The 11854-nt window shown below is 68.4% G+C and carries 12 protein-coding genes; 2 read left to right on the top strand and 10 right to left on the bottom strand.

Annotated elements, in window-relative coordinates:
- Positions 1 to 138: 138 nt before the first annotated feature.
- On the bottom strand, positions 139 to 1152 hold the full coding sequence (locus tag AVJ23_RS19200) for a LacI family DNA-binding transcriptional regulator (protein WP_058863851.1): 1014 nt from the start codon (positions 1150 to 1152) through the stop codon (positions 139 to 141).
- A 168-nt stretch (positions 1153 to 1320) separates the two neighbouring features.
- On the opposite strand from AVJ23_RS19200, the gene AVJ23_RS19195 reads away from it, so the two are divergent.
- On the top strand, positions 1321 to 2754 hold the full coding sequence (locus AVJ23_RS19195) for an alkaline phosphatase D family protein (protein ID WP_058863843.1): 1434 nt from the start codon (positions 1321 to 1323) through the stop codon (positions 2752 to 2754).
- A gap of 7 nt (positions 2755 to 2761) precedes the next feature.
- Here the strand turns inward: AVJ23_RS19195 and AVJ23_RS19190 are convergent, their stop codons facing one another.
- From AVJ23_RS19190 to AVJ23_RS19165, 6 genes are read right to left on the bottom strand one after another with little or no spacing between them, the layout of a single operon-like run.
- The gene (locus AVJ23_RS19190) at positions 2762 to 3433 is read right to left on the bottom strand and encodes a NapC/NirT family cytochrome c (RefSeq protein WP_084794777.1); all 672 of its coding nucleotides are present in this window, start codon (positions 3431 to 3433) and stop codon (positions 2762 to 2764) included.
- Between the two features lie 3 nt (positions 3434 to 3436).
- A complete protein-coding gene (locus AVJ23_RS19185) occupies positions 3437 to 3892 on the bottom strand; it encodes a nitrate reductase cytochrome c-type subunit (RefSeq protein ID WP_099045539.1) in 456 nt (151 codons plus the stop codon).
- On the bottom strand, positions 3892 to 6384 hold the full coding sequence (gene napA, locus AVJ23_RS19180) for a nitrate reductase catalytic subunit NapA (RefSeq protein ID WP_058863841.1): 2493 nt from the start codon (positions 6382 to 6384) through the stop codon (positions 3892 to 3894). The genes AVJ23_RS19185 and napA overlap by 1 nt, the downstream gene beginning before the upstream one ends.
- A complete protein-coding gene (locus AVJ23_RS19175; RefSeq protein ID WP_058863840.1) occupies positions 6381 to 6671 on the bottom strand; it encodes a chaperone NapD in 291 nt (96 codons plus the stop codon). Before AVJ23_RS19175 ends, napA begins: the two co-directional genes overlap by 4 nt.
- Positions 6664 to 7140 (bottom strand): ferredoxin-type protein NapF, encoded by a 477-nt coding sequence (locus tag AVJ23_RS19170; RefSeq protein ID WP_084794773.1) that lies wholly within the window; start codon positions 7138 to 7140, stop codon positions 6664 to 6666. The genes AVJ23_RS19175 and AVJ23_RS19170 overlap by 8 nt, the downstream gene beginning before the upstream one ends.
- A gap of 4 nt (positions 7141 to 7144) precedes the next feature.
- Positions 7145 to 7318: a periplasmic nitrate reductase, NapE protein gene (locus tag AVJ23_RS19165; RefSeq protein WP_240484730.1), complete on the bottom strand. Its 174-nt coding sequence runs from the start codon at positions 7316 to 7318 to the stop codon at positions 7145 to 7147.
- Positions 7319 to 7461: 143 nt separating this feature from the next.
- On the opposite strand from AVJ23_RS19165, the gene AVJ23_RS19160 reads away from it, so the two are divergent.
- A complete protein-coding gene (locus tag AVJ23_RS19160; RefSeq protein ID WP_084794771.1) occupies positions 7462 to 8112 on the top strand; it encodes a Crp/Fnr family transcriptional regulator in 651 nt (216 codons plus the stop codon).
- A 63-nt stretch (positions 8113 to 8175) separates the two neighbouring features.
- Here AVJ23_RS19160 and AVJ23_RS19155 read toward each other — a convergent pair whose 3' ends face one another.
- From AVJ23_RS19155 to AVJ23_RS19145, 3 genes are read right to left on the bottom strand one after another with little or no spacing between them, the layout of a single operon-like run.
- Positions 8176 to 9216, bottom strand: coding sequence for a substrate-binding domain-containing protein (locus AVJ23_RS19155; protein WP_058863837.1), 1041 nt, complete (start codon positions 9214 to 9216; stop codon positions 8176 to 8178).
- Between the two features lie 26 nt (positions 9217 to 9242).
- A complete protein-coding gene (locus tag AVJ23_RS19150; protein WP_058863836.1) occupies positions 9243 to 10253 on the bottom strand; it encodes an ABC transporter permease in 1011 nt (336 codons plus the stop codon).
- Entirely contained in the window at positions 10250 to 11773 is a 1524-nt protein-coding gene (locus AVJ23_RS19145) for a sugar ABC transporter ATP-binding protein (protein ID WP_058863835.1), read from the bottom strand. Before AVJ23_RS19145 ends, AVJ23_RS19150 begins: the two co-directional genes overlap by 4 nt.
- Positions 11774 to 11854: the final 81 nt, after the last annotated feature.

Here is an 11854-nt window from a genome sequence, read left to right as displayed (position 1 = left end):
TCCTCCAGGGCACCCAACGCGACGCCCTGCCCGGACCCGAAGCCGGCCTGCGCTCCATGACCGCCGTCCACGCCGCCGTAAAATCCGCAAAACAAAACGGAACATGGACAAACGCTATACCAGACGCGCTCAAGTGACCTAGCCAGTGATCGCGGGCGCCGGGCGCAGGGTGCCGCGATCCACCACCGTGCAGGAAAAGACCCGCGCCTCGGGCGAGCGGTCGTGGTTCTCCAGCGTGGCGACCATCAGGTCGATCGAGGAGGCCACGATCCGCTCGATCGGCTGGCGCAGCGTGGTCAGGTCGATGATGTTCCAGCGCGCCATCTCCATGTCGTTCAACCCGAGGATTCCGACCTGGCCCGGGCAGTCATGGCCGCTGTCGCGCAGGGCCGACAGCGCGCCGATCGACAGCACGTCGTCGCCGCAGAAATAGGCCTCGGCCGGGTCGCCCTCGGCCAGCAGGCGGGTCATCTCCTCGCGCCCGGCATCGAAGGAATAGGCGCCGGCGAAGGAATGGGTCACGCGGGCCTCGGGATGGGTCTTGAGCTCGCTCAGGAAGCCGGCCAGCCGGTCCTGCGTGGTGGTCGCGCCCTCGGGCCCGCCGAGGAAGGCGATGCGGCGATAGCCGCGCGACAGCAGCGTATGCGCCGCCAGCCGGCCACTGGCCACGTTGTCGATCCCCACCACGTGCACCTGCGCGGAACTGGCGGCGCGGCCGAAGGCGTGCACCACCGGCATGCCGGCATCGAGGAAGGCGCGCGAGAAGGTGGGCGGCAGGGTGGAGGAGGCCACGACGACCCCGTCGACCGAGTATTGCCGCAACATGCGCAGCGAGGCCTCGGGCCCCGGCTCGTCCGAGAGGTTGACCAGCAGCGGGCGCAGGCCGCGATCCTGCAGACCGCGGGTGAACAGGTCGAAGATCTCGAGGAAATAAGGGTTGCGGAAATTGTTCGAGACCAGCCCGATCAGCTTGGTCCGCCCCGTCGTCAGGCTCGAGGCCAGCGCGTTGGGGCTGTAGCCCAGTTCCTGCGCGGCGGTCTCGACCTTGCGTCGCGTCTTCTCCGAGACCGAGGCGCCCGGCGTGAAGGTTCGCGACACCGCCGAGCGCGATACGCCGGCCCGCTCTGCGACGTCCTTCAAGGTCACCGGCACCGTCTTGTCCTTCTTGTTGTCCTGCCGGAAGTCTCTCCCCAACGGGCGGGATTTGCAACCGGTTGCGCATCCGTTGCAGTGGCGGTCGCCCGCCGGGGGCGCGCGAAATGCGCAAAAAGCGGCGGATCCGAATTGCGAAGCGGGCCCGGCCGCCATAGCTCCTCACACATGACGTTCCAGATCACCTCCGTTATCGGTCCCGTGCTGGTCCTCGACGATGTCGCGGACGGGCAGATGCATCTTGCCGCGCTCTTCATCGCTCCGGGCACCGCGCCGCCGCCGCCGGTCGAGGTGGCGGGGCAGGCCCATCCCTGCACCGTGCTGGCCCATCACGACGCGGCCACGGTCTGGCGCGCGCGGTTCGCACTGCCGGCCGATCACAGCTCGGAATACGCATGGAACGGAGACTCCTACGGTGTGGCGGGCGGCCTGACCGGCGATCTGCGCATGGCCTACGTGTCCTGCAACGGCGAGGAGGTCGGCGACATGGAGCGCGAGACCTCGGAGCGCAACGCCATGTGGGAGCGGCTGCGCGCAGAGCATCGCCAGCGCCCGATCGCGTTGCTGTTGCACGGGGGCGACCAGATCTATGCCGACGAGGTCACGCAGGGCCATCCGCTGAGCGAGGACTGGCCCGACAGGATCCCGCGCGACCCGTCGCAGGGCGACCTGGCCGACCTGCGGCGCCACCTGCGGGCGCGCTTCCTCGAACGTTACGCCGCGCTCTATGCCGCGCCGCAATTCGCCTGGCTGGCCGCGCGGGTGCCTTCGCTGATGCAATGGGACGATCACGACATCTGCGACGGCTGGGGCTCGCTGCCACGTTCACGCACCTACTCGCCGGTGGGGCAGGCGCTGTTCGACGTGGCGCGCGACGCCTTCCTCGTGTTCCAGCATGCGGCGACGGATGACGACCTGCCGGCGCGCTTTGCCGATCCCTCGGGGCTGCATCTGGGCTGGGCGGTCGACGCGCCCGAGCTGCGCATCGTGGCGCCCGACCTGCGCGGCGAGCGCACGCGGCGGCAGGTCATGGGGGCGGGCGGCTGGCAGATGATGGAGGCCGAGGCGGCGCGCCGCGCGGCCGGGCACAGTTTCCTGATGTCCAGCGTGCCGCTGCTGGGGCCGCGCCTGTCGGTGCTCGAGGCGCTGATGGTCGCCATACCCAGCATGCAGAAATACGAGGACGACCTGCGCGACCAGTGGCAGAGCCGTGCCCATCGTGACGAATGGCGCCGAATGCTGACCCTCGTGCGCGACATGGCGCAGCGCGACGGGCATGACATCACCGTGCTGTCGGGCGAAATCCACCTGGCCACCCGTGCCACGATGGAGCTGGGCGGCGGGCTGCAGCTGAACCAGCTGGTGGCCTCGGGCATCGCGCATCGCGCGCCGCCCCGCGCCTGGGCGCGGACGCTGGGCGCGCTGGCCAGTTTCGGAGAGAACCCCCTGCCGGGCCACCCGATCCGGGTGGGGCGGCTGCCGGGGCAGGCGCGGCGCTACGTGGCCGAGCGCAACTACCTGATGCTGGAGCGCGCGGCCGGCAGCTGGGCCGCGCGCTGGGACCTGGAGGCCAGCGGCATGACGGAGCCGCTGGCGCTGTGAGCCGGGCCTAGGGCTTCGCGCCGCCCTGCAGGTAATCCGCCACGGCGGTGCCGGCCGGATCGGTCCCGTGGCCGGAGGCCAGCCCGGGCAGCAGCGCGGCGCTTTCGGTGGGCATGTCGGGCAGGGTATGCGCGATGCCCTTGTGGCAGTCGATGCAGGTCGCCTCGCCCGTGGCCAGCAGCCGTTCGTGGGAATCCGCGGCACGCGGGCTTTGCGCCGAGAAGTCCATCGCCACCTCGGAATGGCAGTTGCGGCATTCCAGGCTGTCATTGGCCTCGAACCGCGCCCACTCCCGCTGCGCCATTTCCAGCCTGTGCGCCTCGAACTTCTCGCGCGTGTTGATCGTGCCGAAGAGCCAGCCATAGACCTCTTTCGAGGCGGCGATCTTGCGGGCGATCTTGTTGGTCCATTCATGCGGCACGTGGCAGTCCGAGCACTTGGCCCGCACGCCCGAGGCATTGGTGTAATGCACCGTGGTCTGCAGGTCGGCATAGACGTTGTCGCGCATCTCGTGGCAGCCGGTGCAGAATTCCTGCGTGTTGGTGACCTCGAGCGCGGTGTTGAACCCGCCCCAGAACAGCACGCCGCAGATGAAGCCGCCCAGCGTCAGGAACCCCAGCGAGAAATGCATGCTCGGGCGCCGCATCGCCGCCCAGAGCCGTTTGATGAATGTCCACATGGCTTACTCCCGCGGCATCGTCAGAAGCGTGTCGATGTCGATGAAGGTGTTGGTCACCATCGGCTCGTCCGGGCGCTGCGGCACGTGGCACTGGTTGCAGAAATACCGCCGCGGCGAGACCGAGGCCAGCACCTGCCCGTGCCGGTCGATATAGTGGGTGACCGAGACCATGGGCGCCTGGCTGCGCCCGGTGGCCGCGCGGGCATGGCAGCTGAGGCACTTGTTGTAATTGCGGCTGACCTCGTAGCCCTCGACATCATGCGGGATCAGCGGCGGCTGTTCGGGATAGTTGCGGGCCTCGCGCAGGTCGGTGTCGACGAAGGGCCGCATCCGCGGCGGCATCTCGTCCTCGGGCGGGTCGGTGGCCCGCAGCGTCGAGATGTTGTTCATGCTCTGGGCCGCGGCGAGGCCGCCCACGAGGCAGGCCAGCACGGCGAGTTTCAGTCCTGTATAGCGCATCACACCGCCTCCACCTTGCAGGCGCATTTCTTGAAATCGGTCTGCTTCGAGATCGGGTCCGTCGCATCAAGCGTCAGCTTGTTGATCAGCTGGTTGGCATCGAACCACGGCACGAAGATCAGCCCGCGCGGCACCTTGTTGCGGCCGCGCGTCTCGACCCGGGTCAGCATGTCGCCCCGGCGCGAGGTCAGCTTGACCGCGCTGCCGCGATGCAGGCCCAGCTCGGCCGCATCCTGCGGGTGCATATAGACCATGGCGTTGGGATAGGCCTTGTGCAGCTCGGGCACCCGATCGGTCATCGAGCCGGAATGCCAATGCTCCAGCACGCGCCCCGTCACCAGCCAGAAGGGGAAGTCCTCATCCGGGCTCTCGGCCGGCGGCTCGTAGGGCAGGGCGAAGATGTTGGCCCGCCCGTCGGGCTTGCCGTAGAACTCGACGCCCGCGCCCTTGGTCACGTAAGGGTCATAGCCCTCGCGGTAGCGCCATTTGGTCTCGACCCCGTCGACCACGGGCCAGCGCAGGCCGCGCACCTGGTGATAGGTGTCGAAATCGGCCAGGTCATGGCCATGGTCGCGGCCGAAGCGGGCATATTCCTCGAACAGGCCCTTCTGCACGTAAAAGCCGAATTCCGTGCTTTCGTGGTTCGGATGGGCCTCGGTCTCGGACAGCTCGAACGCGTCCACGTTGCCATTGGCAAACAGCACCTCGAACAGGGTCTTGCCCCGATACTCCGGCGCGGCGGCGAGGATCTCCTCGGGCCAGACCTCGTCGGTGGTGAAGCGCTTGGAGAATTGCATCAGCTGCCAGAGATCGGATTTCGCCTCGCCCGGGGCGGGGACCAGCTCGTGCCAGAACTGGGTGCGGCGCTCGGCATTGCCATAGGCGCCCTCCTTCTCGACCCACATGGCCGTGGGTAGCACGAGATCCGCGGCCTGCGCGGTCACCGTGGGATAGGCGTCCGAGACCACGATGAAATTGTCCGGGTTGCGGTAGCCGGGATAGGTCTCCTCCATCAGGTTGGGCGCGGCCTGCAGGTTGTTGTTCACCTGGATCCAGTAGGCGTTGATCTTGCCGTCCTTCAGGTGCCGGTTCTGCAGCACGGCATGCGCGCCGACCCAGCCGGGCACCGTGCCCTCTGGCAGTTTCCAGATCTCCTCGGCCACCTTGCGGTGCTCGGGATTGGCCACCACCAGGTCGGCGGGCAGGCGATGCGCGAAGGTGCCGACCTCGCGCGCGGTGCCGCAGGCCGAGGGCTGGCCGGTCAGCGAGAAGGGCGAGTTGCCAGGCTCGGCGATCTTGCCGGTCAGCAGGTGCACGTTGTAGATCATGTTGTTCACCCAGACCCCGCGGGTGTGCTGGTTCACCCCCATGGTCCAGAGCGACATGACCCTGGTGTCGGGATCGGCATAGATCTCGGCCAGCCGCTCGATCCGGTCGGCCGGCACGCCCGACAGCTCGGCCGCGTAGTCGAAGGTGTAGGGCTCGAGGAACTCGGCGAATTCCTCGAATGTCATGTCGGCGGCGCCGCCCGCCTTGTCGGGATTGGCCGCGGCCTGTTCCAGCGGGTGCTCGGGGCGCAGCCCGTAGCCGATATCGGGGTTGCCGCGCTTGAAGTTGACATGCGCATCCACGAAGTCGCGGTTGACCCGGTCGGTCTTGATGATGTGCCGCGCGATGGCGTTGAGAAGCGCCAGGTCGGTCTGCGGCGTGAAGGTCATCTCGAGATCGGCCAGGTCATAGCTGCGATGCCGGTAGGTCGACAGCACGGCCACCTCGACATGCGGGGCCGAGAGGCGCCGGTCGGTCAGCCGCGTCCACAGGATCGGGTGCATCTCGGCCATGTTCGAACCCCAGAGCACGAAGGCATCGGCATGTTCGAAATCGTCGTAGCAGCCCATCGGCTCGTCGATGCCGAAGGTGCGGATGAAGCCCGCCACGGCCGAGGCCATGCAATGCCGCGCGTTGGGGTCGATGTTGTTCGACCGGAACCCGGCCTTGTAGAGCTTGGAGGCGGCGTAGCCTTCCCAGACGGTCCACTGGCCCGAGCCGAACATGCCCACGCCCTCGGGGCCCTTCTCGGCTAGCGTCTTCTTGAACTTCTCGGCCATGATGTCGAAGGCCTCGTCCCAGCTGACCTCCTCGAACTCGCCATCCTTGTGGTAGACGCCGTCGCGCTTGCGCAGCAGTGGTTTTGTCAGGCGGTCGGCGCCGTACATGATCTTGGACAGGAAGTAGCCCTTGACGCAGTTCAGCCCACGATTGACCTCGGCCTCGGCATCGCCATGGGTGGCCACCACGCGGTTGTTGCGCGTGGCCACCATGACCGAACAGCCGGTGCCGCAGAAGCGGCAGGGCGCCTTGGACCATGTCAGCTCGGTCAGGTCGCGCTCGGTCACGATGTTCTGGGCGGCGGCGGGGGTGGACAGGCCGGCCGCCGCGCTGGCGGCGGCGATGGCCTGCGATTTCAGGACATCTCGTCTGGTGAGGGTCATGCGCGCGTCTCCTGGGGTTGGACCTGGGATGGGCCGACGGCGCCCGGATCGGCATCGTCGACATGGTGGTAGACCAGCGTGGCGGCCAGCACGCCGGGCAGCAGCTGGATGCGGGTCAGCGTGTCGTTCAGCACGCTTTGGCTGGGCGCTTCCAGCGTCACGACCAGCTTGCCGTGCTCGCTGCGCACATGAACCTCGCAGCCCTCGGCCTCAAGCCGGCGGGCCACGTCGTCCAGCTGCGCCGGCTTGGCATGGATCACGAGGCTGGAAAGGTGGTGTTCAGACATGGGCGATCTCCACGGCATTGGCGGGGCAGACGGGCACGCAGGCGCCGCAGCCGGTGCAGGTGTCCAGCACCTCGATGCGGGCGGTGCCGCCCAGTTGCGGGCGCAGGCGCAGCGCGTCCTCGGGGCAGGAATCCTCGCAGGCGCGGCAGGCGATGCCCTGCGTCTCGAAGCAGCCCGCGCCGATCCGTGCCTGCGCGGCCATGGCGGGCAGGCGGGTCAGGTCAAAGACCTCGTCGGCGCAGGCCTCGGCGCAGGCGCCGCAGAAGGTGCATTCGGCACTGAAATCCAGGTAGGGGTGGCCGCCGCGCCCGGTGGCCACGATGCCCTGCGGGCAGGCGCGCGCGCAGGCGCCACAGCCGGTGCAGCGGTCGAACAGCCGTTCGGGGTCGGTCCAGGGCATCACGCCATCGGTGCCGCGCCCGCCGAACAGCGCCCGCCGCGGCAGGGTGTCGGGTTTCGTCCGGCTCATGCGCTCAGCTTCCCGGCGGGCCGACGATCAGGTGCTGCATCCAGACGACAAAGCCGAAGCCCCCCACGAAGAGGATGGCGAGGATCGGGAAGAGCACGAAGGCAAGGAACAGAAACGCCAGCGTTTCGTCACGCTTGCCCGGGTGATCCGGCGCGGGATCCGACTGGGTGGATGACACGGGGATGACCTCCGAACTTGATGAGTCGGCCCCAAGTCTTTCACAGCGCTCTCCCGATTTTTTGATTTGCATCATTTTTTGGCAACCCGGTCCGGGTATATGCTCGCCTTGCGCGAACAATACGACTCGAACTGGAGTCCCTCATGATCTCTCTGAGACAGGACCCGCCGCAGCTTTGCGGTGGATGTCCGCTGCGGCGTCTGGACATGGACACCGTGACCGATCTGCAGCCCGAGAACGGCGCGATCGGCGTGATGCATGTGGACCGTGGGCAGGTGCTGCCCAATGGCGGCCCGCTCGACCGGTTCCTGATGCTGCGCGCGGGCGCCCTGAAGGTCGAATATCTCAACCCCGAGGGCCGGCCCGAGGTGGCCGCCTTCCTGCTGCCGGGAGAGCCGGTGGTCACCGCCTTCGCGGACGAACCCGTGGCGATCACCGCGCTGCAGGAAAGCTGGATCTGCGATCTCGATCCCGAACGGGTGCATTGCGCGCCCGACCGGTCGGGCGAGGTGCTGCACGCGTTGACCCACGCGATCGGGGCGCAGGCCGCGCAGGACCAGCGCCGGCTGATCCTCGCCCGCTCGGGCGAAGTGGCCGAGCGGCTCATGTGGTTCCTGCGCGACCTGTCGGCGCGGCAGCAGAGCGCGACGGTGACGCTGGTCATGACCCGCAGCGACATCGCCCACTACCTCGAGACCACGGCCGAGAGCGTCAGCCGCGCCTTCACCGACCTCGTGGCGCAGGGCGCCATCGTGCGCGAACGCCCCCGCCGGATCCGCCTCGCAAGCGCATAGGGCCAAACGAAAACGCCCGGTCCGAAGCGGACCGGGCGTCAGTGTCGTGGTAAGGGAACGCGCTCAGCGCGGCGGCAGCGGCATCCAGTCGGCCATCGCCACGTCGGCATGCTGGAACTGGGGCATCTTGGCGCCCAGATCCTCCATGTTGCGGATGTTCTCGTCGTTCAGGAAGGTCTGCGTGATCAGTGTCGGCGGCACGATGACCGAGGCGCCCGGATCCTCGCCGGCCAGCATCAGCGCCAGCGCCCGGACCGAGACCTCGCCCACCACGGCGGGGTTGGTGGCCACGGTGGCCTTCCACGCGCTGCCCGGCTCGCGCATCAGCGCGATGTCGGCGGTCGAGATGTCGGCGGAATAGATGCTCATCTGCCCGCTCAGGCCCAACTCGTCCGCGGCGATCTTCACCCCCTTGGCGAACTCGTTATAGGGCGCGAAGAAGACCGAGATGCCGGGATTGGCCTGCAGCGCCGCGCGCGCCTGGTTGGCGTTGGCATTGGCGATGGGGTTGTCCAGCGTGCCGATCCGGGCGGCCTCCTCGATGCCCGGGTTGGCCTCCTTGATCTCTTCCCAGGCCACGTGGCGGCGGTCCAGCGGCGCGATGCCGGGGACGTAGACATAGCCGGCGGTGAAGCTGTCGCCATTGTCCTCGATCGCCTGTTCCAGCGCCAGCTTGCCCAGCAGGTAGTCCGACTGCTCGATCTGCGGGATCGCGTCGTTCTCGACATTCACGTCGAAGGCCACGACCTTGATCCCGGCCTCGACGGCGCGCTGCGCCGCGTCGCGCATGGATTCCGTCAGCCCGTGCTGGATGATGATCCCGTCCACTCCCAGCGCGATGGCCTGGTCGACCATGTCGGCCTGCAGTGCCGCGTCCTGCCGGCTGTCCAGCACGCGCAGGTTGACCCCCAGCGCCTCGGCCTGGGTCTCGACGCCCGACAGGTAGGCCTGGAAGAAGTCGCCGGTGGACAGGTAGCGCACCAGCGCGATGGTCACGTCCCCGGGATTGTCGAGCGGCGCCGGGGCCTGTTGTGCCGTGGCCGCGCCCGCGCCGAGCGCGAGGCTCGCGGCGCTCGCAAGGGCCATGAAGTGACGTCTCAGCATGTCGGTGTCCTCCCTATCGCTGATGGTCAATGTCCCGCGCCGCTGCGGCGCGAGGACAGGTAGAATGTGAAGACGAGCGCGGCGACCAGCACGGCGCCCTTGACGAAATCCTGGGTGTAATAGGGCGCGTTCATCATGGTCATGCCCTGCAGCAGGATGCCCACGAACAGCGCGCCGATCGCGGTGCCGAAGGCGTTGGGCCGCGCCGCGCCGAGGACGGCAAAGCCGATCAGCGCGGCCGCCACGCTGTCCAGCAGCAGGTTGTTGCCGCTGGCGATGTCGCCGCGTCCCAGCCGCGCGGCCAGCAGGATCCCCCCGATCGAGGCGGTCACGCCCGAGATCATGTAGGCGGCGATCTTGTAGCGGTTGACCGGCGTGCCCACCAGCGCCGCGGCCCGCGCGTTCGAGCCGATGGCATACATCAGCCGCCCGTGCCGGGTGAAGCCGAGGAACAGCCAGACCAGCACCGCGATGCTGACGAAGATCACCACCGGCATGGGCAGCAGCCGGTCGATGACCAGGTCGAACCGGTGCCGGCCCAGCCAGAGGAAGGCGGCCGAAAAGGTGCCCTCGGCCACGCGCCCATCCGACAGCATCATGCCGGTGGCGATGGAATTGCCCTGCGTGGGGATCCGCTGCAGCCCGATCAGCAGGAACATCATGCCCAGCGTGGCCAAGAGGTCCGGCACCCGGAACTTGACGATCAGCAGCCCGTTGACCAGCCCCACGAAGGCGCCCATCGCGAGGCAGAGCAGCACCGCCACCAGGGTCGGGTGCTCGAGGATGACCATGGAATAGGCCGACAGCATCAGCGCCGAGGTCGCCACCGCCCCGATCGACAGGTCGAACCCGCCCACCACCAGCGTGCAGGTCACCCCCAGCGCGAGGATGCCGGTGATCGCCACCGATTGCAGCACGAAAGCCGCTGAGAGCGGGCCGAAGAAGCCCGGCGCGGCGAGGCTGAAATAGACCACCATCCCGGCCAGCAGGATCAGGAAGCCGTAGCGGATGGCGAAGTCGAGGAGTCTGTCGTTCATGTGGGTCTGTCCGTCGTGCCCGATGCCGCGGCGCTGCCCGAGATGTCGGCGACCAGCGCGGCCAGGTCGATGTTTCGGTTGATGTGTTCGCCGGCCACCGCGCCCTCGCTCATCACCACGATGCGGTCGGCGATCTCCAGCGCCTCGTCGATCTCGGCCAGGAAGACCAGCGTGGCGCGGCCCGGGGCCGTGGCGCGGATGTGGCGGCCGATATCGCGGCGCGCGCCGATATCGACGCCCTGGAAGGGCTCGTCCAGCAGCAGCACGCGGCACGGCTCCAGCAGCCAGCGCGCGATCATCACCTTCTGCTGGTTGCCACCCGACAGGGTGCCAATCCCGTCATGGGGCGATTGGCAGACGATGCCCAGCCGGTCGATCATGCTTCGCGTCTCGGCCCGCTGCCGGCCCGCGTTCAGGAAGGACCCCGTGCTCAACCCCTTGAGGAAGGGCAGGGTCATGTTGTCGGCGATATCGAAGGCCGGGATCACCGCATTGGTGCCGCGATCCTTGGGCGACATGAAGACCCCCTTCGCCACCGCGTCGCCCACCGAGCGCGGCGCATAGGCCTGCCCGTGGATCGCCATGCTGCCCGCGGCAGGGCGGGCCATGCCGAACAGGATCTCGGCCAGGCGGCTCTTGCCGCTGCCCAGAAGTCCCACGATGGCCACCACCTCGCCGTCGCGCGCCTGCAACTCGATCGGCGCGGCCTCCGGGTGTAGGCGCAGGCCTGACAGGTCCAGCACCGGCGCGGCGCCGTGCTGCACGTCCACGTCGACCTCGGTCATGCGGTGGCCCAGCATGGCCGTCACCGCGGCCTCGTAATCCAGCGGCGCGGTGTCGAACACGCCCGAGACCGCGCCGTCGCGCATCACCACGATCGTGTCGGCCAGCCGCCGGATGTCGGACATGCGGTGCGAGATGTAGAGGATCGCCACGCCCTGTGCGCGCAGCCGGTCGATCAGCGCAAAGAGTCGGTCCGCCTCCGTCGCCGAGAGCGAGGAGGTCGGCTCGTCGAGGATCAGCACCTTGGGCGCCCGCGCCATGGCCCGCGCGATGGCGATCATCTGGCGGTCGGCCACCGACAGGTCCGAGACGCGGGCCCGCAGGTTGACCTCGATGCCCATGGCGGCGGCGATCTTGGCCGCCTCGGCGCGCATGGCGCGGCCCCGCACGAACAGCCCGCGACCCCGTTCCACCAGCCGGTCCAGCATCAGGTTGTTGGCCACGTCGAGATCCGGGATCACCCCGTCATCGATCGACTGGTGCACGGTGACGACGCCACGCGCGATGGCATCGGCGGCATCCTCGGGGGCGAAGGGCCGGCCCGCCAGCACCATCTGCCCGCCATCGGCGGCGTGATGGCCGCAGATCACCTTGACCAGCGTGGACTTGCCCGCGCCGTTCGCGCCCATCAGCACGGTCACCGAGCCCGGCGCAAGGCCAAGGTCGATGCCGCGCAGCACGTGGTTGCGGCCAAAGGATTTCTGCAGCCCTGTTATCGTCAGCGCGTCGCCAGCCACCCGTCTCCTCCCGGTTGCTGGGCCGACGGTAGGCGCGGCCCAATGCTTTTGTCAAACGGTTTGACAAAAGCATAAATCGCG

This window comes from Pseudoponticoccus marisrubri (genome assembly GCF_001482405.1).
Taxonomy (GTDB): domain Bacteria; phylum Pseudomonadota; class Alphaproteobacteria; order Rhodobacterales; family Rhodobacteraceae; genus Pseudoponticoccus; species Pseudoponticoccus marisrubri.
The sequence above is the reverse complement of the archived record's forward strand: the minus strand, read 5'-3'. Positions and strand labels throughout refer to the sequence as shown.